This window comes from Anaerovibrio lipolyticus (assembly GCF_021531495.1).
GTDB lineage: Bacteria > Bacillota > Negativicutes > Selenomonadales > Selenomonadaceae > Anaerovibrio.
The window spans coordinates 16,624-38,473 of sequence record NZ_JADYTY010000008.1; the positions used below are offsets into that span (position 1 = coordinate 16,624).

Below are 21,850 nucleotides of genomic sequence, written 5' to 3' on the forward strand. Positions count from 1 at the left end.
GCTATTTCTGCAACCTAATCAATTCCTTTTAACGCAAATTCCTTTGCGCCAAAAAGAAATTATATACAGCCTCTGCTGCCGGACGATTCATACCATCCAAGCCTGCCATTTCCTCCACAGAGGCTTCCTTGATTTTTTCCAACTCTCCATAGTGTTCATAGAGCAGCTGCCGTCTTTTGGGGCCAATTCCCTCAATATGGTCTAGCACCGACACCATATTGCGCTTGCCTCGCAACCTGCGATGATAGGTAATGGCAAATCTATGAGCCTCATCTCGTATCCGCTGTATCAGGAAAAGAGCCTGGCTATCCCTAGGAAGAATCACCGGCTCTGATTCTCCCTCCCGAAAGACTTCCTCTTCCCTTTTGGCCAAGCCTACCACAGGCACCAAAAGATGCCCTGCTCCCCGAATAATCTCCAAAGCAGAGCTTAGCTGTCCCTTGCCGCCATCAATAACAATCAAATCAGGCATTTCTGCATCAGGGGCACCATAACGCCTGGTGGTAACCTCCCGCATGGATTTGAAATCATCAGGCTTACCCTCAGCACTGCGAATTTTGAAACGGCGGTAATCGGATTTTTTGGCTACGCCCCCTTCAAAAACCACCATAGAGGCTACAGTTTCTGAGCCTTGCATATGGGATATATCGAAGCATTCCATGCGGTAAGGAGCCTTTTTCAAGCCAAGATAGCGGCCCAGCTCCTCCACTGCCCCTGTGGTCTGGTCATAAACCCGCTGTAGGCGGTTCACACCTTCTTCTCTTTCACGGCGAATAATCCCCTGCTGCATCTTGGCCAGTTTTTGGACAGCCTGCAGTTGGTCCCGCAAACGGGCAGCCTGCTCAAATTTCAGTGCCTCCGCCGCCTCCTCCATTTGCTGCTTCAAGTCAATCTCAACCTGTCTGGTTTTTCCCTCCAGAAACAGGCAGACCTTGCCGATCATAGCTCTGTATTCCTCTGTGTCCACCTGACCAATGCAGGGCGCCAGACAGCCCTTGATATGGTACTCCAAGCAGGACTGCCCCTCCTTCAAATGCCGACAGATACGAAAATGAAACATCTTCTTCAAAAGCCGCAAACATCTATGCAAGGCCGTGGCATCTGTATAAGGTCCAAAATATCTGGCTCCATCCTCCAGCACCTTGCGGGTAATAAAAACCCGAGGATATTTTTCCTGTACTGTAACCTTTAAATAGGGGTACATCTTATCGTCTTTGAGACTGATATTGTATTTGGGACGATATTTCTTGATAAGGTTGCACTCCAAAATCAGAGCCTCTACCTCAGATCCAGTAATGATGATTTCAAAATCCTCAATCCGCTCCACCATTGCCCTAACCTTGGGAGCATGCTGGTGATTATTTTGAAAATACTGCCGTACCCGATTTTTGAGAATAACAGCCTTGCCAACATAAATAATAACGCCAGCCTTGTCCTTCATCAAATAAACCCCTGGCCGCTCCGGCAGAAGCTGTAATTTTTCCTCTATAACCTCATTCATAATATCTTCCTGTTCTAAGCCTTTAATATTTTTCGACTTCTAAAAAACCACCAAACAGAAGATTTCCGTCCGGTGGTTTTATGCATTTAAGTTTTAAGTAGAACTTCTTATTTTCCTGTTCTGCCTCTTTTGGTCATTGGAATGCCAGCTTTGCACAGTGGGCACTCTTCTGGTTTGTAGGTCTGTACATCCATATGAAGCAATGCAGTGCTTGGTACATCACCAAAGGTTGCCTTACCGCCGCTGCGGTCTACCAGCATGCTAACAGCTACAGGAATACCGCCATGCTCCTTGACAACATCAATTACCTCACGAATGGAGCCGCCAGTGGTAACAATATCCTCTACAATCAGGACACGCTCACCTTCATGAAGTGTGAAACCACGACGGAAGGTCATCTTGCCGTTTTCTCTCTCAGTGAATATAGCACGGGTACCCAGAGCCTTGCCAGTCTCATGAGCCAGCAGAATACCACCGGTTACAGGGCCAACTACAGTCTCAATATTAGCATCCTTGAACTTCTCTGCCATAGCACGGCACAGCTTCTCAGTATATACAGGCTTCTGCAATACATTGAACTTTTCTACATAACGTGGGCTGTGCAAACCAGAGGTCAGCAGGAAATGCCCCTCCATAATAGCGCTGGTTTCAATCAGCAGATCCTCAACCTCTTTTTCACTCATAGCGTCACTCATTTTACACACTCCATTTCCTTCAAAATCATCTCTGCTGCCGCCTTTGGATTCTCAGCTGCCCTAATAGGACGGCCAATAACCAAATGACTGGCACCATTCTCCAGAGCAGCAGCTGGCGTAGCAATACGACTCTGATCATCCACACTAGCCCCTGCTGGACGCACACCAGGAGTTACAATCATAAAGCCAGGACCACAGGCTTCACGAATAGCAGCAGCCTCCTGTGGAGATGCTACTACACCATCCATGCCGGCAGATTTGGCCAGCTTGGCCAAACGAACTACCTGTTCACGAATAGTGCACTGCATACCCAGACCAGCCCAATCCTCTTCGTTAATGCTGGTGAGAATAGTTACTGCAATCAGCTTAGGACAAGGCATACCCTTCTTCTCAGCCAAGGCATGAAGTCTATCCACAGCAGTTTTCATCATGGTATAACCACCTGAGGCATGAACATTCAGTATATCCGCCCCCTGGAACATCAAGGAACACAAGCCCTCAGCAGCGGTATTAGGAATATCATGGAGCTTCAAATCCAAAAAAACCTTCTTGTTGTGATTCTTCAAAAAAGGAACCACCTCGGCACCGGCACTATAGAACAGCTCCATGCCAACCTTGTAAAAGCTTACACTGTCTCCCAGCTCAGCTACCAAGGCAACCACATCATCTATATCGTGAAAGTCCAATGCAACAATCAAACGATCATCAGCCATTTTATCCTCCATATTAGGCAGAGGACTGCCCCTTGAGACAGCACCCCCTGCCATTTACATTCTATTTTTCTATTAAGCCAGTTCGTCGCCACCGCCTACATAATCCTGAATAGCCAGGCTGTAAACCAAACGGCGCTCCCGCATAAAGGACAAAACTCTCAAAACCTCCCAGGCAGTATCCAGAGAAGTCAGACAAGGAATGGCATGCTCAACAGTAGCACGACGAATCTTGAAACCATCGTTAGCAACATTCTTACCCTGGTTCTGAGTCATGGTGTTAATAACCATATGAATGGAGCCCTTCTTTATCATCTGGATAATATCTGCACTGCGCTCATGCATCTTGCCAACAACCTCAGCATCAATACCCATTTCCTGAATAGCCTTGGCACTACCGGAAGTAGCTACCAGCTTAAAGCCCAGCTCAGAGAAAGCCTTGGCCAGCTGCTTCATCTCTTCCTTGTCCTTGTTGGCCACAGTAAAGAGGATACAGCCATTGAGAGGAATGTTCATACCTGCACCAGTAATAGCCTTGTAAAGGGCACGAGCATAGTGATAATCAATACCCATTACCTCGCCAGTGGACTTCATCTCAGGCCCAAGGGAAATATCTACATCAGCCATCTTGTTAAAGGAGAATACTGGTGCCTTTACAGCCACATAAGGCTTTGGTGGTACCAAGCCGGAATGGAAGCCCAGCTCCTTCAGAGATGCACCAAGAGCAACCTGAGTTGCCACATCCACCATCTGTACATCAGTAACCTTGCTCAGGAATGGTACAGTTCTGGAGGAACGCGGATTTACCTCGATAACATAAACCTCATCATTTACCACAACGTACTGAATGTTCATCAGGCCCTTAACATGAAGGCCTACAGCCAGACGCTTGGTATAGTCGATAATGGTATAAATAACCTTGGAGGACAAGGTCTGTGGTGGATATACAGCAATAGAGTCACCAGAATGCACGCCGGCTCTCTCTACATGCTCCATAATACCAGGAATAACCACATCAATGCCATCGGAAATAGCATCTACCTCTACCTCAGTACCCTGCATATAGCGGTCTACCAAAACAGGATGATCCGGGGTTACCTGCACAGCTCTGCCCATGTAATCTCTCAGCTCGTCCTCATTGTAAACGATTTCCATAGCACGGCCGCCCAGTACATAGGAAGGACGCACCATAACAGGATAACCAATATCTGCTGCGCCGGAAATAGCCTCCTCCTGGCTGGTAACAGAAATTCCTTTTGGACGAGGAATATGAGCCTGAGTCAATACCTCATCAAAACGCTCTCTATCCTCTGCCCGGTCAATATCATCTACAGAAGTACCAAATACCTTGACACCAGCCTTGGAAAGAGCTCCAGCCAAATTAATGGCAGTCTGGCCACCAAACTGAACGATAACACCCTCTGGCTTTTCCTTGTCAATAATGTTCAGTACGTCCTCGGCAGTCAAAGGCTCAAAGTACAGTCTATCAGAAATATCAAAATCTGTGGATACGGTTTCTGGGTTATTGTTGACAATAATAGCCTCAATCCCCATATCCCGCAGTGCCCATACGGAATGAACAGAGCAATAGTCAAACTCTACACCCTGACCGATACGGATAGGACCAGAACCAAGAACCATTACCTTGCGGCGCTTGCTGGAGGTATCCACCTCATCTTCCTGAGCATGGAAGGTGGAGTAATAATATGGCGTAGCTGCCTCAAACTCAGCAGCACAGGTATCTACCATTTTGTAGCATGGCAGAATATTCATGGTCTTGCGCAGGGTACGGATTTCATCTGGAGTCTTGCCAGCCACCTCAGCGATGGAACGATCTGCCAAACCAGCATCCTTGGCCTTCAACATCAGTTTTGGAGTAATAACCCCTTCCTTCAGCTCATTCTCCACATCGGTAATATGCTTAATCTTCCGCAGGAACCACTTGTCAATCTTAGTAACATTGTGAATCTCATCCACAGTGCAGATACCCCGACGGAGAGCCTCAGCTACTACGAAGATACGTTCATCATTGCAACGGGACAGATGCTTGATAAGCTTATCATCATTCCAGCCATCCATCTTGTCCATATGGAGACGATGTACGCCGATTTCCAGAGAACGAACAGCCTTCAGAATAGCTCCCTCGAAGTTTCTGTCAATAGACATAACCTCACCGGTAGCCTTCATCTGAGTGCCCAAGGTCTTGTCGGCATAGACGAATTTATCAAATGGCCATCTTGGGAACTTAACTACGCAGTAGTCCAAAGCAGGCTCGAAGCAAGCCTTGGTTTTCTGAGTAACAGCATTGGTAATCTCGTCCAAGCTATAGCCAATAGCAATCTTGGCAGAAACCTTGGCAATAGGATAACCGGTAGCCTTGGAAGCCAAGGCAGAGGAACGGCTTACACGAGGATTTACCTCAATAACGTAATACTGGTTGCTATTAGGATCTAAGGCATACTGAGCATTACAGCCACCCTCTATACCCAGCTCGCGAATAATCCGGATGGAAGCACTACGCAGCATCTGATATTCGTGGTCAGTCAAGGTCTGGGATGGAGCTACTACAATGGAATCACCAGTATGAACGCCTACAGGGTCAAAATTCTCCATGTTGCAGACAGTAATACAGTTGTCATTACCATCACGCATTACCTCATACTCGATTTCCTTCCAGCCAGCTACACTGCGCTCAATGAGAACCTGGCCAATCATGGAATACTTCAAGCCCTTGATAACAATATCAATCAGCTCGTCCTCACTTTCGGCAATACCGCCGCCAGTACCACCCATAGTATAAGCAGGGCGTACAATCAATGGATAGCCGATTTCGTTGGCAAAAGCCACAGCAGAAGCCACATCCTCTACAATGGTAGACTCTGGAATAGGCTCACCCAGCTTGTTCATGGTTTCCTTGAACAGCTCTCTATCCTCTGCCCGCTCAATAGCCTCCAGAGAAGTACCCAAAAGCTCAACCTCGTACTTCTCCAGAATGCCCTGCTCAGACAGCTTAACAGCCAGATTCAAACCAGCCTGACCGCCCAAGGTAGCCAACAGGCCATCAGGACGCTCCTTGCTGATAATCTCCTCCAAAAACTCCACAGTCAGAGGCTCAATATATACACGATCCGCCATATGAGTATCAGTCATAATGGTAGCAGGATTGCTATTTACCAATACAACCTCCAGGCCTTCCTCCTTGAGGGCGCGGCAAGCCTGAGAACCTGCATAGTCAAACTCTGCTGCCTGACCGATAATAATAGGGCCGGAGCCAATAACTAAAACCTTTTTGATATTTTCCTTCTTTGGCACTGATTACTCCCCCTTCTTGCTGCCTGTAAGCATGGTCCAGAACTGATCAAACAAATACATATTGTCATCAGGTCCAGGAGATGCCTCAGGATGATACTGCACGCAGAACAAAGGCAGAGTCTTATGACGCAGGCCTTCTACAGTGCCATCATTAACATTGATATGAGTAACCTCCAATGGCAGATTCTTCAGGGATTCCTCATCTACAGCATAGCCATGATTCTGGGAAGAAATATGTACTCTGCCATTCAGCAGATTCTTAACAGGCTGATTGGAGCCGCGATGGCCGAATTTCAGCTTGTAGGTATTGGCACCCAAAGCCAAGGAAATCAGCTGGTGCCCCAAACAGATACCAAACATTGGCTTCTTGCCTATCAATTTCTTTACCTCAGCAATAACCTCTGGTACATCCTTTGGATCCCCAGGGCCATTGGACAGGAAGATTCCGTCTGGATTCATAGCCAGAACTTCCTCAGCAGAGGTATGAGCAGGTACTACAGTCAGATTACAGCCAAGATTGTGCAGAGAATTCAAGATATTCTGCTTGATGCCAAAATCCATAACCACTACATCCGGGCCGTCATTTTCCATCTTATAGACCTCAGGGGTAGTAACCTCCTGAACAACTTCCTTCTTGATAGGCACAGCAAAGAGTTCATCAATTTCAGTCTTGGTAGCATCCTCTGGTACAATAATACCCTTCATGCAGCCTACGGAACGAATCCGACGGGTTACAGCACGAGTATCCACATTGTACAGACAAGGTACGCCCTGACGAGTCAGGAAATCAGCCAGCTCGCTCTGCAGCTGCCAGTTGCTGCCCTCATCACACAGCTCTCCAATAACAAAGCCGTTAACAAAGGAGCGACGGGACTGCATGAACTTCTCAGCCACGCCATAGTTACCAATCAGCGGAAAGGTCAAAGTAACAATCTGACGGCAGTAGGAAGGATCTGTCAAAATCTCCTGATAGCCAGTCATACCTGTGTTAAAAACTACCTCGCCAGTAGCCTTGATATTATTTAACAAAGTGCCAGTAAAAACACTTCCATCTTCTAAAATAAGCTTGCCTTTCAAAATTACACCTCCGAATTATGCCAAAATCTCTCCATCCTTCATAACCATTTTGCCATCAACAAAGGTCATAACAGGACGGCCCTTCAGCTTGCGGCCCACAAATGGAGAATGGGAGCCCTTGGTATAGAATTTCTTGGCATCCACAGTCCATTCCAGCTCAGGATCTATAACGGTAATATCTGCTGGCATACCCTCTGCCAGGCTGCCTGCCTCAATGCCAAAGATTCTGGCAGGAGCAGCAGTCATGCGCTCTATCATGGTAGCCACATCCAGCTTGCCAGTGTGTACCAAATCAGTCATCATAACGCCAACTGCGGTTTCCAGTCCTGGGAAGCCGCTAGGAGCATATATATACTCTCTATCCTTTTCCTCCTGAGCATGAGGGGAATGATCCGTAACAATGCAATCAATAGTGCCATCCTTCAGGCCCTCCAGCACTGCATCTACATCCTTCTGCTCTCTCAAAGGAGGATTAATCTTGGTGGAGCTGTCAAAAAGCTCAACACAATCATCAGTCATGGTCATATGCTGTGGGGTAGCCTCAGCAGTAACCTTAACACCTCTTGCCTTGGCCTGACGCACAATATCCACAGCCCGGGCAGAGCTGATATGAGCTACATGAACCTTGGCATCCGCATATTCTGCCAGCATAATATCTCTTGCTACCGCAATATCCTCTGCTACAGTAGGACGGCCCTTCATGCCCAGCATGGCAGAACGATGGCTTTCGTTCATTACGCCTTCCTCAACCAGAGATGGCTCCTCATCGTGGTTAATAATAACCTTGTCAAAGGTACGAAGATAATCATAGCAGTTCAACAGAACCTTGGCAGATTTGGTAAAGTGACCATCATCGGAGAAAGCAATGGCTCCAGCCTCTGTCATATCTCCTACCTCAGCCATTTCCTCACCCTTCTGGCCCTTGGTTACTGCGCCAATAATCTCAATATGTACTACAGCATCCTCCTCAGCCCGCTTCTGCATAGCCTTAACCAGAGCTGCTGTATCAATAACAGGATTGGTATTTGGCATGGTAGCTACTCTGGTGTATCCACCAGCAGCTGCTGCCTTGGAACCGGAAGCAAAATCTTCCTTGGCCTCCTGACCTGGCTCTCTCAGATGAACATGCATATCAATCAAGCCTGGAGAAACAATTTTGCCTGCAGCCTCCACAACCTGAGCACCCTCAGCCTGTAGATTTTCACCTACAGCAGCGATTTTACCATCCTCTACCAGAACATCTGCAATCTTGTCTATAGCATTGGCTGGATCTATAACCCGGCCACCTTTAATCAATGTTTTCATACTTCCTTACCTCCAGTCAGTGCATGAGTCAGAATTGCCATACGAACAGCAACACCATTCTGTACCTGCTCCTGAATTGCGGAATTTGGCCCATAAGCTACAAAAGGAGAAATCTCCAAGCCCTTATTCATTGGACCAGGGTGGAGAATCAACACATCCTTCTTAGCCAGTTGCAGACGGGCATCGTTGATGCCGAAAATGCGGGCATACTCTCTAGGAGATGGGAACAAGCCAGACTTCTGACGCTCCAGCTGAATACGCAGAACATTGATTACATCTGCGTTCTTGATAGCATCCTCTACGCGGTCATGAACATAGATGCCATCCTCCTCAAAGAGATAACGAGGCATCAAGGTCTTTGGGCCAGCCAAATGCACTTCAATACCCATCTTACGCATGCCCTGAATATCAGAACGAGCCACACGGCTATGGCTAATATCACCTAGAATTGCTGCCTTCAGGCCCTGGAAGCGACCTTTCTTTTCCATAATGGTAAAAAGATTTAACAAGCCCTGAGATGGATGGGCATGAGCACCATCACCAGCATTAATAATTACAGGACTAACTACCTTGGAAGCATATTCTGCAGCACCCTCTGCCTTGTGACGCATAACGATAGCGTCTACACCCATGGCCTCCACAGTGTACAGGGTATCTCTCAGGCTTTCACCCTTGACAATACTGCTGGTGCCAGCGGTAATGTTCACCACATCAGCTCCAAGATATTTGCCTGCCAGCTCGAAGGAGGAACGGGTTCTGGTACTTGGCTCGTAGAACAAAGTCACAATAGACTTGCCCCGCAAGGCTGGTACCTTCTTGATATCACGATGAATGATATTCTTCATTTCCTTGGCTGTTTCCAGAATCATCTGGATTTCATCAGCAGAAAAGTCGGCCAAAGCCAGAACATCCCTGCCTCTGAGAGACATGCTGTTTTTTCCCAAAGCAATCACTCCTTTTTATTTCCTATCCTGCCATATAGCACAGATTTTCCAATGACCTAAAAAAGAAAAAGGCTTTCCTGTACCCATAAAGGCACAAGAAAGCCATAGCTTTTACATACACAAAAATACAAGCTTCCTTTATCAGCCTCACAGGACCAATTTCAAAGGCCATATTCACTTTCACAGAACATTGTAGCATAGGCATATGCAAAAGTCAAAAGAAGTTTCCAGTTATCGAGTAGCCATGCTGTTATTTCTATTTATAGCTATTTTCATAATGCTCATAAGTATATGTTAAATCCTTGAGCACAAGGTGACAACTTTATTTATGCAATATAACTTTTGGTTATTGACAATTTGTCAGAATCTTCCCTATATATTCCTGTCTTAATTCTTCTGCCAGATACTCATCGCTCATGCAATGCATATCAGAAACACCGTCACGGATCAGCTGATAAACCTTGGAATGATAAAAGAAATCCAATGCCGCATCCAGTGAAAGCCCCTGCATTTTGGCAAAGCACTCAATGACACGGCTATATTTTTTTTGAAGTAAAATTGGATTTGCTATCATAGTGTTTCACTTCCTTCAAAATGCAACAGAGCCAATGCTTTCTCTGTGCGGAAACAAATTTGCAGGTTCGGCTTTTCGTAACGCAGGCGGTTGATGGCTTCTGTCTTATCAATCAACCTGTCAAAGAACAACTCCACTGTATTGAACACCTTGTCATTGGCAACACCGCCTACAACAAGATCATAATCTGTAGAATCTTTTCCCCTACGGCAGTTCAGAATAAAATCCAGCCATTCTTCGGAATAAGAATCGAATTTCAATATTTTCAGTTCTGCTTCCCGGTCTTTATTGTATTCATACCGGGAGATAATACCATCTTTCCCACGGCGTATGAACTTGCCGCACCACTTTGCTGCCTGTTCATACAGAGGTGTAACATAGAAGCCACGCCCGAAATCTACATTAAAGCGAGAATGTAGCAAATCAGGCTTTGCAATCTCTAAGAAAGAACCATGATAGAGAATCATACTTCCACCCCATTTTCTTTCATCACATCAATAAGGTCATCAACGATATATTCCCGACTCTGAGTATGCAGCACTTCATATTCTGGTACAATGTAGCCATGCAAAATATCACTCTGTTCGGTAAATGCTTGATAAACACGTTCTGCCTCCACACCCAGCTTCGTCGCTACATTTTCAATGCAAAATACGACAAACTCCAACTCATTAGAATTTTTAATTTTTCCGCCCATCGTATGCAATCCTTTCTTACTTTATTTTAGCCAAAACATCCTGAAAAACTGCATAATTCTTCTTTACGCCATCGTCCAAATCAATTGAAATCATCTGATTGGCAAGGTGATGAATCTTTATATGGTCACAATAGCTTCACATCCTAAATCCTTGTACATCTCATCTGTTGAATCATATACCTTGCTAAGCCCCACACCGTTTTCTATATTTTCTATCGCCTGCTGCAAATTATTAGTTTTATCTATTATCTCAAATGGAATCTTATCTTGAATATCTATTTGATTCATTAACATAATCTTGTCAGTCTCCCTCGCTCTTGGCTAATATCAAAGCCAGCTTTGCATTTCGACTGAGCTTTTTTATAGCACATTCCCGTTTCATGGCTTCCTGCTTTGTAGCAAAAGCCTCGTAATAAACCAGCTTTACTGGCAGGCGGCCTCTGGTACATTTGCTGGCCTTGCCTGCATTGTGCATGGCCAGCCTATGGGCCAAATCCACTGTATAGCCTGTGTACAAGCTGCCATCATTACATTCCAAAATATAAGTATAGGCACCGGCCCCCTTAACAGGAACCGGTGCCACAGCTTTAGCCATTATTCAGCATCCTTGATAGTAATTTTGTTAATAACTACATCATGTACAGGACGATCCTGTGGACCAGTCTTAACATGACCAATCTCACGAACAACCTCCATGCCCTTAATAACCTTGCCAAATACAGTATGATGACCATCCAGCCAAGGAGTAGCTGCCAAGGTAATAAAGAACTGAGAACCGCCAGTGTGAGGACGGCCGGTATTGGCCATAGACAGAATACCCTCGCTTTCATGAGTCAGCTCTGGGGTAAATTCATCCTCAATGGTATAGCCTGGGCCACCCATGCCAGTACCAGTAGGATCTCCGCCCTGGATCATGAACCCATCAATAATGCGATGGAAAATTACTCCATCATAGAAGCCCTCCTGAGCCAAGTCTATAAAATTCTTGGTGGTAATAGGAGTCTTGTCCTCAAACAACTCAATCTCAAACTCACCCATGTTAGTATCAAAAACTGCGATACGATTTGCCACTTTACTCTCTCCTTCATCTTTCTTAAAGTCCCAAAATGAACCTGCCGCACAGGCAGTGGTCATAAAAACCAGCGCCAGTGTAAGGCACATAACAATTTTCTTCATTTATGCTCCCTCACTTTCGCTGAGTTACAAACTTGATAAACTCATGAACCTCAGCCTCAATTTTCAGCTTAACAGTATAACACTGATTGCCCATCTGAGGCACCATCATCTCTGGCATTCTTTCAGCCATAACAATAGCATTGCCATATTTATTGCTGATTTCCTCTGGGGAGTGAACGTAGCTGAACTGATCCCGCCGACCAGCATAAACGCAGAAATAATCCTCCTGGGCCTCTGCCTGAATCCTGCGATTATCAGTTACCATATCAGCCCAAATCTGATAAACATCCATGCTATGGGCATAATTCATCATATCCGGCGTATATCCACCAGCAGGACGCATATTTACCTCTAAGCCAACAAAATCCCCAGCCTTGCCTAGGCCTTCCTTGTCATGCTCCAACTGGAAAAATTCCAGATGAACAAAACGACTTTTAACATCAAAAGCCTTAACAGTAGCTCTACCAGCTTTCCGCAGGGCTTCCGGTACATCTGCTCGAACGAAGTAGGCCAAATCCAGCTTATCTGTTACAATATTCATAATAGACGGTGGCCACTCTGTACAGGACTCCATTAAGGGAACAGATTTGTTATCCAGAATAGCATCGTAGGAAAAAATCTTTCCCTGCACAAATTCCTCCATTACATAAGGCACCTGTGGATAATTATTAAAGAAGCCATTTAACTCGTCCTCGTTCTTCAATTTGTAGGTATCGTTGGCTCCTACCCCAATATCAGGCTTGACAATAACAGGATAACCTACCTGATTAATAAAATCCTTTGCTGCCTCCAGATTGGATACCATATGAAGCCTTGCTGTAGGAATACCAGCCTTTTTGTAATATTCCTTCATAGCAGACTTTTTCTTGATACGGCCAATATCAGCATACTGCTCGCCTGTAGTAATATGGAAGTCAGTTCTCAATCTGGCATCCTGCTCCAACCAAAACTCATTGTTGGACTCCAGCCAGTCAATCTTGCCGTATTTGAAGGAAAAGAAAGCTACTGCCTTGAACACCTGCTCATAATCCTTCATATCCTGCACATAATAATATTCCGTCAAAGAATCTCGAACATTATCCTCCAACCCATCATAAGGACAATCTCCAATTCCCAGAACATTTACCCCGTTCCGTTTCAGCCTGTTGGCAAATAACCAATAGGTGCGGGGAAAATGCGGTGAAATAAATACAAAATTCATATTTTTTCCTTCCTGTTTCACTCTGCCATTACGCTTCTACCCTTAATCTTCCAATAAATATGGCAAAAAATAACGCATCTGCTTTTTCCACCAAGGCCAGTCATGATCCACATCGTAGCCCCAAAAATCACACCAGGCACCAATGCCCTTGGCCTGGAAAATATCCCTGAGAATAGCCGTTGTACGCCGTCCTTCATCCTCCCAAGGTCCCTGTCCCACACAGAAAATAGGCTTCCGCTGATTATACAAGCCAACATACCAATGGTCTGTTGGCAGATTCTCCATAAAATGCACCGGAGAATTGCGATACAGCACATCATTCATCCAGCCATCAAAGAAATATTTGGCATCATAGGCCCCGGACAAAGCCAAACAGCCTCCAAATAAATCAGGCCGACGCAAAAATACAATAGCCGCATGAGTTGCACCTAGGCTGCAGCCAAAAGCCACAGGCATTTTACCGCTATGATTGCGGGAATAAATGCAGGGCAATACCTCCTCCACAATGTAGTGATAATACTGCTCCTGCCGCCAGGCTCTCCAGCCCTTATCCCCATAGACATCGGACCAGCTCTCCACATCCACTGTATCTACCACATACAGCTGAATAGCGCCGCCTTCAATAAAATCAACAATATTATCCAAAAAGCCGTAACCTTCGTAATTATAACAATCCCCATTCTGACATGGAAAAGCCACCAAGGGCAAACCATCATGGCCATATACCCTGATGTTCATTTCTCGATCCAAATGATGGCTGTAGTGATGAATATGTTCTACGTTCATTGTATCTCCTCACTAATTGTCATACTGACCACGACTAAAGCCGTAGTTTTACAACAAATTTAAAAAAATTAAGAAGTGATAAACCATAATGATTAATCACTTCTTTTAGAATAGCAAAACTATATAAATCTGTCAATTACGTGGCAACTCTGCTAAGCCATTCTCTGCACAAAGGAAACCATAGTCCAGCAAAGCAGCAGAATCAGAGAATCTGGTATCCATATCTGAGGACTTCAGCACTACACACAAAAGCTCCCTGCCATTACGGCTGGCTGCCGAAACCAAACAGCCTCCTGCTGCATTGGTATAACCCGTCTTAACACCGATACAGCCAGGATAGCTTTCCAGCAGCTTATTGGTATTCTCTGCCTCATATGTACTGCCTGGTTTCTCCCAATCCGGCATAATAATCCGTGGGCTGGCTACAATCCGTCTGAACATTTCGTTTTTCATAGCATAGGCAGCCACCTTGGCAATATCTCTAGCTGTGGAATAGTGATTTTCATCAGGCATACCATTACAATTCACGAAATGGGTGCCACTCATGCCAAGTTCCTGAGCTTTTTGATTCATCATAGCTGCAAAGCCAGCCTCGCTGCCTCCTATAGCCTCACCCAAGGCGGTAGCAGCACCATTATCAGACTCCAGCAGCATCAATTCCAGCATTTCAAATTCCCGCATGGATTGACCTGCCCACAAGCCAGTGCTTTCCACCCAGGCTGCATGAGAGCTGACGGTAACATTCTGATTGTAATCACCATTTTCCAGTGTCAGAATACCAGTCATAATCTTGGTAGTGCTGGCAGGATAACGACGATCATCTGCTCCCTTGGCATAGATGATGCCACCTGTAGCCATATCCACCACTATAGCGGAAGGCGCCGTAATCCAGGGTGCATCAGGTAATACCCTTTCTCCTGCCGCCACACCGCAATCCGGCATCATCAGTCGACAGGCAATAGCCACCATAAGCACCAAGCGTACAATGCCAAGAGGACTCAGTAATCTTCTATACTTAGCAACTGAGTTAAGAAAAACCATTATTTAACCTCCAAAGGAATAAACTTAAAAGAATCTACATCTACCAAACCTCTATCTGTCAGTTTCAAGGATGGTATAACTGGCAGACTAAGGAAAGCAAGGGTTAGGAATGGGGAATAAAATTCCGGTACTCCCATCTCTCTAGCCAAGGCAATCATCTCTGCCTGCTGCTTGGCTACCATTAACGCAGGCTCATTGGTCATCAAACCTCCTACTGGCAAAGGCAGAACGCCACGGATCTGACCATCCTCTGCAATACAGATACCGCCGCCAATACGCTGCAACTCTTGCACAGCTGCCAGCATATCCTCATCATTAGTGCCAATAACAATCAGATTGTGGGAATCGTGACCAACTGTAGAAGCCAAAGCTCCCCGTTTCAGGCCAAAGCCCTTAACCAGTCCCAAGCCTATATTGCCAGTAGCATGATGTCTTTCCAGCACAGCCAGCTTGAGAATATCATTTTCCACATCGCTAACAGCACAGCCATCCACCCGTTTTACTGACAAAACAGCCTTCTTGGTAACAATCTGATAAGGCACCAGGCCTATAACATTAGCCATCTCCGTCTTGAGAGGCAGGCGGAAGCTCTCCACTGTTACGGGAGCCAGATTAACTGTATGCTCCAAGGAACTGTTGTCACAGTTCCTGCCCTCCTGCAGCAGCTGGCCATTATCCACAGCCAGCCGGCCATCCTTATAAACCTGCCGTGGCTTCCACTCATCCAGATTGTCAAATACCAGCAAATCTGCCCTGCGCCCCGGCAAGATAGCTCCTGCATCCTTGATACCATAGTGGCGGGCTGCATTGATAGTAGCAATCTGCAAGGCATTAGCTACACTGACACCCTCTTCAATAGCAGCCTTTACCATGTAATTGATATAACCGCTATCCAAAAGTTCTGCTGGAATCTTGTCATCTGCACAGAACATAAAATAAGGAGCTGTATCAGGATTTACGGTTGGCAAAAGGCCTCTCATGTTCTTCGCTGCCGAACCCTCCCGCAGCATAACCTTGATACCTGCCCGCAGCCTGTCCAGGGCCTGTTCCTTGGTAATACACTCATGATCCGTAGTGATACCTGCCGCCGCATAACCCATAAGCTGGCTGCTGGTCAAACCAGGAGCATGACCATCGATACGGCCCTTGCCAGCCATCTCCAGCTTGGCCATAACGTTTTCATCCTGCTGCAATACTCCCGGAGCATTCATTACCTCTGCCAAGCCCAGCACTCTAGGATGCTCCATGAATGGCTCTAAATCCTCTGCCAACATCACTGCCCCGGAATCCTCAAAATCCGTAGCAGGTACACAGGATGGCAGCATAAAGTACACATTCAAAGGAAGCTGCTCCGTGGCATCCAGCATGTACTGAATGCCCTTAGCACCGCATACATTGGCAATCTCATGGGGATCTGTCACAATGGTGGTAACACCACATGGCAGCGCTGCCTTGGCAAACTGATAAGGTGTCAGCATGGAGCTTTCAATATGTACATGGGCATCTATGAATCCCGGCGTAATATATCTGCCCTGCATATCGATTTCTTCAATGCCAAAATAGGAGCCAGTACCGGCAATATAGCCATCGGCAATGGCTATATCACACAGAATAAATTCTCCCGTATATACATGGAACACTTCAGCATTTTTTAACACCAAATCTGCCGGCTCCAAGCCTTGAGCCACCCTTATCAAGTGCTTTTTATTCAAGAAACTACACCCGCCTTCCTTTTGTCAATCCCCAACATTCTATTTAAATTAAATGCCTACGGTTATGTGGTCATTAACCCGGTACTGGGCCCACCATTCTCCACGGCTGTTAAATCCCCCGGACAGTCTGTTATCATCCTGATTATCCTCCAGCTCTGTAGGAAACTCCCCCATATCATACTCAGCCTGCTCCTCCTCTGTAAGAGGCAGGCTTGTTATCAAGAAGCTTTCCACATAATAATTAGTGGTTTCCAGAGACAGCATCAGCTTTTGCTTTTCATCCTCGGGATTGCGGTAAACATAGTAAATCTCCCCATCCCGCTTCAATTTGTCTCCCTTGCCATATACCTGCAGCAGCTTGGCTCTGGTAGATCCATAGGTCACACCATCTCTAGCCTTGTAGTCCTTATCCTTGCATAGAATCGCCACAACCTTGTTATTACGAGGATCTACGGCTATCTTCAAGTCTGAGCCATAAATATAAGCCTTAACGGTCTGATCCAACACCACAATGTCTGTGTCAAAATCTGCCTCCCCCAGCTTTTCGGCCAAGGAAGCAGCATCATCTCCCAGAGCCACTCCCTTGTAGCCAAAGTCCTCTGGCTGCAAACTGCCGGTTTTTTTGGCTGCCAAGGCTGTAGCAGACAGCATACACATACAAAGCACCAGTACACACATAACAATTCGCTTCATTTTTAATCTCCAATTATCTTGTTAACTCGTTGGCCTTGTCCATCACCATGTCAATCCACTGCTCCTGGAAGCCAGCATCTGACAGCAAGTCCTGAATAGACTCCATACGAGGCTGCTGAACAAACATTTCTACTCTGGACTTCTCCACCATGCGAGGGAAATAAAAATCATGGCCTACCGTATCATCGGCTGGAAAAGCCAAGGTATACTCATGATATTCCCCGTCAGACATGGACTCTGGCAGACTGGAGCTTCTTGGGGCATAAGCCTTCCAAGCCGGTGTGGCCTTTTCCAGCAGCCGGTTCAGCTCATAGAGAATAGGCTGTACAGCATCCCTATACTCCTGCAATGCCTTTTCACAGGCCTCTGTATCACTAAGAACCATAATCCAGATAAGCTCCTGCACAATCTCCGGTCTGGTTAAATCAAATCTAGTCAGCTCCTCTGGCTCCTGAATACCCGCCAGCCATTTCTCCACAGCATCTGTAGTGAACTGTCTAGCCTTGTCATATACCAGCATATCCTGGAGATACAGCTCATGACATAGATTGTTGATTCGCTGGCCATTATCCTGAGATGCTGCCAGCTTCTCAGCAGCACAATCCGGACAGTAGCCTATTAGCTGATAAACATAAGGCTTCTCCATCAGCTCCCAATCAGCAGGAAAATCCTTATCCAGCTCCTCATAAACCTTTTTCTGCTGAGCAATCCTGCCCTTGGAAAAATACAGAATCCCATCATTATCATTGCGAATCTTAACTGTAAAAACCTTATGACAGCCAGGGCAGTTGTACTGCTTCTCAGTCATACGCACCCCAACATACATAGCTTCGTTAGGCTTGTAAAAGCCATAGGTTGTTTCCTCAGTAAAGGCGTAGTTATACACCTTTAATAAATTATCTGTAAACTTGAACTTATTCCCTGCCATTAGTCAACCTCTATTCTCGTTTTAGTTATACATTTATTATATGCTTTTTAGAACAAAATGGCAATAAAAAAACCCTGAGAAAACTCAGGGAATATATCATTTTGGAGGTGACACCCAGAATCGAACTGGGGAATAGAGGTTTTGCAGACCTCGGCCTTACCGCTTGGCTATGTCACCAATATATGATTAAAGATACAAGACAAAAAAATGGAGCGGAAAACGAGACTCGAACTCGCGACCCCCACCTTGGCAAGGTGATGCTCTACCAACTGAGCTATTTCCGCATCATGCTGACACAAGAGAAAAATGGCGACCCGAAGGGGACTTGAACCCCTGACCTCCGCCGTGACAGGGCGGCATTCTAACCAACTAAACTACCGGGCCGTTATTCTGTTTTCTCACTTGCGTGACAACAATTGAAATTATAGCGAATATAAAGCACATTGTCAACACTTTTTTAAAAAAATTTTAAAACCCAAAAAAAATGACAGTGAGCACAAATCTCTCACTGTCATTCCAGCTTTCACTACTCATTAGGACTAGCGCAAATTCCCCTGGCAATGCCACGACAATTTTTAATCTGTAAAGTCTACAAATTCATTAATGCGGGCGCCACCCTTAATCATAGGCTCCACAAAGCTTCTATGGATGTTCATAACGATAACATATGGCCGTCTTTCTGCCATAGCATGCTTCAAGGCTGTGGCAAATCCTTCTGTACTATCCACATTCTCCGCCTCAATGCCGAAGCTTCTGGCATAGCCAGCATAATCCATAGGATAATCCAGCTGACAGGCAATATATCTCTCCCGATAATTAACCTTCTGTAACTGACGAATCATGCCCAGACTGGTATTATTCACAATAATGGAAATAATCGGCAGATTCAATCTGGCAATGGTATAGTATTCATTACCAGTCATTTTGATGCCCCCATCCCCAGCTACATGAATAACCCGCCGCTGACTGCCGGCATCCATATAAGCAGCCTGGGCTCCCATAGCTGCTGGCAAACCGAAGCCCATAGTTCCCAAACCGCCAGAGGTAAACCAGGTTCTAGGCTCCTGCACTCTTAGATGCAGGGCACACCACATCTGATGCTGACCTACATCGGTGGCAAAGGCATATTCCTGTCCACTGGCAGCCTTAGCAATGCAATGCATAGCCCAAGGCACAGTTAATCTGGACACATGATAATCATAGGCATATTCACAGCGCCAGCCTCGAATCTGCTTCCACCATTCATCTAAATTGGAAGATGGCTCCCGCTGACTCAGCATTTTCAGGATATTCTGCATATTTCCTGCCAAACCTATGGAACTGGCAATATTTTTATCTATCTCCGCCGGATCTATATCCACATGAATAAATTTGGTACCAGCAGTATATTTATCCAGATTGCCTGTCTGCCTATCGGCAAAACGGCTGCCCAGGGAAATAACCAAATCTGCATTGGCCACAGCGTTATTGGCAGCCTTGTTGCCATGCATACCTGCAAAGCCCAATACATTAGGATGCTCTGCTGGAACACCGCCAATACCCATCAAGGTAAATACAATAGGCAAATGGTAGTGCTCGGCAAAAGCAATAACATCCTGGGTAGCTCCAGCGTTAATAACACCGCCGCCAGAAATAATTACCGGCTGCTTAGCCTGACAAATAACCTCTGCTGCCTCAGCTACGCAAATCTTGAAATCTGCATCTGGCTGTCCCGGCTTTCTAGGTACATAATCATCCTCATAGAAGGGCGCTGGATTCAATAAAATATCTTTGGGAATATCCACCAGCACCGGACCTGGTCTGCCATGTTTGGCCAAGCGAAAAGCCTCCCGCACCACCTTAGCCAGCACCTTAGGATCCTTTACCTTGTAGTTATGCTTAGTAACAGGCATGGTAACATCCATAATGTCTATTTCCTGAAAGGAATCCCGCCCCAGCAGGTCGGTATCTACCTGTCCTGTAAAAGCCACCACTGGAATAGAATCCATAAAGGCGGTAGCCAGGCCAGTTACCAGATTGGTAGCCCCTGGGCCGGAGGTGGCAATACACACCCCCACCTTGCCTGTAGCTCTGGCGTAGCCATCTGCCCCATGAGCCGCATTCTGCTCATGAGTGGTAAGAATCTGATTGATATCCTTCGCATCATAAAGGGCATCGTAAAGAGGAAGTATCATACCTCCCGGATAGCCAAAAAGAGTATCTACACCCTGCTCCCGCAGGATTTCCACAATTACCTGAGCTCCATTCATATATGGCTCCTCCTCTATTAGAGATTAGCAATAACGGCCTGAGTCATGGTCTTGGTGTCTGCCTTCTTAAAGCCCTCATGCCAGAGATCAGCTGTCCGCCAGCCCTCAGCCAAAGCCTTGTCCACAGCAGTCTCAATGGCCTGAGCTGCCTCCTCCTCATTGAGAGAATATCTCAACAGCATAGCAGCAGAAAGAATAGTACCTACTGGATTGGCAATGCCCTTGCCAGCAATATCTGGCGCAGAGCCATGAATTGGCTCATAAAGGCTGGTCAGCTCACCAATGGAAGCAGATGGCATCATGCCAATGGAGCCACCGATAACAGCAGCCTCATCACTGAGAATATCACCAAAGAGATTGCCAGTTACAATAACATCAAACTGAGTAGGACGAACTGCCAGCTGCATAGCGCAATTATCTACATAGAGATTATTCAGCTCCACATCCTGATAATCCTGAGCAACCTGAGCTACAGTGCGTCTCCACAGACGAGAGGTAGCCAATACATTAGCCTTATCTACAGAAGTTACCTTGCCACGACGAATACGGGCTGTTTCAAAGGCCAGCTTGGCAATCCGCTGTACCTCTGGAATGGAGTAATTCTCCAAATCCCAAGCCCGCTCAGTGCCATTGTAGGCCTCAGACTCGCATTTCTCACCGAAATAAATACCGCCTACCAGCTCACGGACAATAACCAGATCTACACCCTTTACCAGCTCCTGCTTCAAAGGAGAGTACTCAACCAAAGCATCTGCCACCTTCACTGGACGCAGATTTGCATATAAGCCCAAGCCCTTGCGCAGACCAAGAATAGCCTTTTCAGGCCGCAAAGATGGCTCCACATTATCCCATTTGTCACCGCCTACAGCACCAAAGAGCACACCGTCAGCAGCCTTGCAGGCCTCCAAGGTATCCTCTGGCAAAGGAGTACCAAATTTATCATAGGCAGTACCACCAGCATCCTTGTATTCATATTCCAGTGCCAAAGAAAACTTCTCTGCTGCTTTCTTCAGAACCTCTACGGCAGAATCTGTAATCTCGCTGCCAATACCATCACCTGGAATTACTACAATTTTCTTAGCCATATTGAATCCTCTCCTTGCTGGGGGCGCAGCAAAGCCTCTGCACCCCAGGATATTACTTATATCCTTTACTTGTTTAAAAAAATGATAACATAAATATTCTATATCATTGCCACTGGCTTTAGCAATAGCCTTGTGTAAATTTTTGGAAAACAATGAAAAAATAA

Annotated in this window: 21 protein-coding genes and 3 tRNA genes; all 24 read right to left on the reverse strand. The window is 46.0% G+C overall.

Going from position 1 to position 21,850, the window contains the following annotated elements; genetic code table 11:
- Window positions 1–28 precede the first annotated feature (28 nt).
- The gene (uvrC, locus tag I6E26_RS04590; RefSeq protein ID WP_235320686.1) at window positions 29–1,501 is read right to left on the reverse strand and encodes an excinuclease ABC subunit UvrC; all 1,473 of its coding nucleotides are present in this window, start codon (window positions 1,499–1,501) and stop codon (window positions 29–31) included.
- Window positions 1,502–1,608: 107 nt separating this feature from the next.
- A complete protein-coding gene (gene pyrE / locus I6E26_RS04595) occupies window positions 1,609–2,184 on the reverse strand; it encodes an orotate phosphoribosyltransferase (RefSeq protein WP_235320723.1) in 576 nt (191 codons plus the stop codon).
- A gap of 8 nt (window positions 2,185–2,192) precedes the next feature.
- Complete coding sequence (gene pyrF, locus I6E26_RS04600; RefSeq protein WP_235320687.1) at window positions 2,193–2,909, reverse strand: orotidine-5'-phosphate decarboxylase; 717 nt, start codon at window positions 2,907–2,909, stop codon at window positions 2,193–2,195.
- Between the two features lie 72 nt (window positions 2,910–2,981).
- A complete protein-coding gene (gene carB, locus I6E26_RS04605; RefSeq protein WP_235320688.1) occupies window positions 2,982–6,218 on the reverse strand; it encodes a carbamoyl-phosphate synthase large subunit in 3,237 nt (1,078 codons plus the stop codon).
- A gap of 3 nt (window positions 6,219–6,221) precedes the next feature.
- Window positions 6,222–7,295, reverse strand: a complete 1,074-nt coding sequence (gene carA, locus I6E26_RS04610; protein ID WP_235320689.1) for a glutamine-hydrolyzing carbamoyl-phosphate synthase small subunit — start codon at window positions 7,293–7,295, stop codon at window positions 6,222–6,224.
- 15 nt (window positions 7,296–7,310) lie between these two features.
- Complete coding sequence (locus I6E26_RS04615; protein ID WP_235320690.1) at window positions 7,311–8,600, reverse strand: dihydroorotase; 1,290 nt, start codon at window positions 8,598–8,600, stop codon at window positions 7,311–7,313.
- Window positions 8,597–9,544 (reverse strand): aspartate carbamoyltransferase catalytic subunit, encoded by a 948-nt coding sequence (locus tag I6E26_RS04620; protein ID WP_235320691.1) that lies wholly within the window; start codon window positions 9,542–9,544, stop codon window positions 8,597–8,599. The genes I6E26_RS04615 and I6E26_RS04620 overlap by 4 nt, the downstream gene beginning before the upstream one ends.
- A gap of 346 nt (window positions 9,545–9,890) precedes the next feature.
- Complete coding sequence (locus I6E26_RS04625; RefSeq protein WP_235320692.1) at window positions 9,891–10,118, reverse strand: DUF3791 domain-containing protein; 228 nt, start codon at window positions 10,116–10,118, stop codon at window positions 9,891–9,893.
- The gene (locus I6E26_RS04630) at window positions 10,115–10,585 is read right to left on the reverse strand and encodes a DUF3990 domain-containing protein (protein ID WP_235320693.1); all 471 of its coding nucleotides are present in this window, start codon (window positions 10,583–10,585) and stop codon (window positions 10,115–10,117) included. The genes I6E26_RS04625 and I6E26_RS04630 overlap by 4 nt, the downstream gene beginning before the upstream one ends.
- Window positions 10,582–10,815: a DUF3791 domain-containing protein gene (locus I6E26_RS04635; protein ID WP_235320694.1), complete on the reverse strand. Its 234-nt coding sequence runs from the start codon at window positions 10,813–10,815 to the stop codon at window positions 10,582–10,584. The genes I6E26_RS04630 and I6E26_RS04635 overlap by 4 nt, the downstream gene beginning before the upstream one ends.
- Before the next feature lie 117 nt (window positions 10,816–10,932).
- Complete coding sequence (locus I6E26_RS04640; RefSeq protein ID WP_235320695.1) at window positions 10,933–11,109, reverse strand: hypothetical protein; 177 nt, start codon at window positions 11,107–11,109, stop codon at window positions 10,933–10,935.
- Window positions 11,110–11,116: 7 nt separating this feature from the next.
- Complete coding sequence (locus tag I6E26_RS04645) at window positions 11,117–11,410, reverse strand: GIY-YIG nuclease family protein (protein WP_235320696.1); 294 nt, start codon at window positions 11,408–11,410, stop codon at window positions 11,117–11,119.
- Complete coding sequence (locus I6E26_RS04650; protein WP_235320697.1) at window positions 11,410–11,991, reverse strand: peptidylprolyl isomerase; 582 nt, start codon at window positions 11,989–11,991, stop codon at window positions 11,410–11,412. Before I6E26_RS04650 ends, I6E26_RS04645 begins: the two co-directional genes overlap by 1 nt.
- A gap of 10 nt (window positions 11,992–12,001) precedes the next feature.
- Window positions 12,002–13,192, reverse strand: a complete 1,191-nt coding sequence (locus I6E26_RS04655; RefSeq protein WP_235320698.1) for an ATP-grasp domain-containing protein — start codon at window positions 13,190–13,192, stop codon at window positions 12,002–12,004.
- Between the two features lie 42 nt (window positions 13,193–13,234).
- On the reverse strand, window positions 13,235–13,978 hold the full coding sequence (locus tag I6E26_RS04660) for an esterase family protein (protein ID WP_235320699.1): 744 nt from the start codon (window positions 13,976–13,978) through the stop codon (window positions 13,235–13,237).
- Between the two features lie 132 nt (window positions 13,979–14,110).
- A complete protein-coding gene (locus I6E26_RS04665; protein WP_235320700.1) occupies window positions 14,111–15,019 on the reverse strand; it encodes a D-alanyl-D-alanine carboxypeptidase family protein in 909 nt (302 codons plus the stop codon).
- Window positions 15,019–16,731, reverse strand: coding sequence for an adenine deaminase (ade, locus tag I6E26_RS04670; protein WP_235320701.1), 1,713 nt, complete (start codon window positions 16,729–16,731; stop codon window positions 15,019–15,021). Before ade ends, I6E26_RS04665 begins: the two co-directional genes overlap by 1 nt.
- Window positions 16,732–16,779: 48 nt before the next feature.
- Window positions 16,780–17,424: a hypothetical protein gene (locus I6E26_RS04675; RefSeq protein ID WP_235320702.1), complete on the reverse strand. Its 645-nt coding sequence runs from the start codon at window positions 17,422–17,424 to the stop codon at window positions 16,780–16,782.
- A gap of 13 nt (window positions 17,425–17,437) precedes the next feature.
- Window positions 17,438–18,352 carry a hypothetical protein gene (locus tag I6E26_RS04680; RefSeq protein WP_235320703.1) on the reverse strand — a complete coding sequence of 305 codons (915 nt, stop codon included), beginning with the start codon at window positions 18,350–18,352 and terminating at the stop codon, window positions 17,438–17,440.
- A gap of 102 nt (window positions 18,353–18,454) precedes the next feature.
- Window positions 18,455–18,529 (reverse strand) — tRNA-Cys (locus I6E26_RS04685).
- Between the two features lie 31 nt (window positions 18,530–18,560).
- Window positions 18,561–18,636, reverse strand: a tRNA-Gly gene (locus tag I6E26_RS04690).
- Between the two features lie 23 nt (window positions 18,637–18,659).
- Window positions 18,660–18,736, reverse strand: a tRNA-Asp gene (locus I6E26_RS04695).
- A gap of 191 nt (window positions 18,737–18,927) precedes the next feature.
- A complete protein-coding gene (gene ilvB / locus I6E26_RS04700) occupies window positions 18,928–20,601 on the reverse strand; it encodes a biosynthetic-type acetolactate synthase large subunit (protein ID WP_235320704.1) in 1,674 nt (557 codons plus the stop codon).
- 17 nt (window positions 20,602–20,618) lie between these two features.
- A complete protein-coding gene (leuB, locus tag I6E26_RS04705) occupies window positions 20,619–21,686 on the reverse strand; it encodes a 3-isopropylmalate dehydrogenase (RefSeq protein ID WP_235320705.1) in 1,068 nt (355 codons plus the stop codon).
- Window positions 21,687–21,850: the final 164 nt, after the last annotated feature.

Excerpts from the sequence above, each read along its gene's own strand:
- uvrC (WP_235320686.1), bottom strand. The coding sequence starts at position 1,501 with ATGAATGAGGTTATAGAGGAAAAATTACAGCTTCTGCCGGAGCGGCCA.
- pyrE (WP_235320723.1), bottom strand. The coding sequence starts at position 2,184 with ATGAGTGAAAAAGAGGTTGAGGATCTGCTGATTGAAACCAGCGCTATT.
- pyrF (WP_235320687.1), bottom strand. The coding sequence starts at position 2,909 with ATGGCTGATGATCGTTTGATTGTTGCATTGGACTTTCACGATATAGAT.
- I6E26_RS04615 (WP_235320690.1), bottom strand. The coding sequence starts at position 8,600 with ATGAAAACATTGATTAAAGGTGGCCGGGTTATAGATCCAGCCAATGCT.
- I6E26_RS04625 (WP_235320692.1), bottom strand. The coding sequence starts at position 10,118 with ATGATAGCAAATCCAATTTTACTTCAAAAAAAATATAGCCGTGTCATT.
- I6E26_RS04630 (WP_235320693.1), bottom strand. The coding sequence starts at position 10,585 with ATGATTCTCTATCATGGTTCTTTCTTAGAGATTGCAAAGCCTGATTTG.
- I6E26_RS04635 (WP_235320694.1), bottom strand. The coding sequence starts at position 10,815 with ATGGGCGGAAAAATTAAAAATTCTAATGAGTTGGAGTTTGTCGTATTT.
- I6E26_RS04640 (WP_235320695.1), bottom strand. The coding sequence starts at position 11,109 with ATGTTAATGAATCAAATAGATATTCAAGATAAGATTCCATTTGAGATA.
- I6E26_RS04645 (WP_235320696.1), bottom strand. The coding sequence starts at position 11,410 with ATGGCTAAAGCTGTGGCACCGGTTCCTGTTAAGGGGGCCGGTGCCTAT.
- I6E26_RS04650 (WP_235320697.1), bottom strand. The coding sequence starts at position 11,991 with ATGAAGAAAATTGTTATGTGCCTTACACTGGCGCTGGTTTTTATGACC.
- I6E26_RS04655 (WP_235320698.1), bottom strand. The coding sequence starts at position 13,192 with ATGAATTTTGTATTTATTTCACCGCATTTTCCCCGCACCTATTGGTTA.
- I6E26_RS04660 (WP_235320699.1), bottom strand. The coding sequence starts at position 13,978 with ATGAACGTAGAACATATTCATCACTACAGCCATCATTTGGATCGAGAA.
- I6E26_RS04665 (WP_235320700.1), bottom strand. The coding sequence starts at position 15,019 with ATGGTTTTTCTTAACTCAGTTGCTAAGTATAGAAGATTACTGAGTCCT.
- I6E26_RS04675 (WP_235320702.1), bottom strand. The coding sequence starts at position 17,424 with ATGAAGCGAATTGTTATGTGTGTACTGGTGCTTTGTATGTGTATGCTG.
- I6E26_RS04680 (WP_235320703.1), bottom strand. The coding sequence starts at position 18,352 with ATGGCAGGGAATAAGTTCAAGTTTACAGATAATTTATTAAAGGTGTAT.
- ilvB (WP_235320704.1), bottom strand. The coding sequence starts at position 20,601 with ATGAATGGAGCTCAGGTAATTGTGGAAATCCTGCGGGAGCAGGGTGTA.
- leuB (WP_235320705.1), bottom strand. The coding sequence starts at position 21,686 with ATGGCTAAGAAAATTGTAGTAATTCCAGGTGATGGTATTGGCAGCGAG.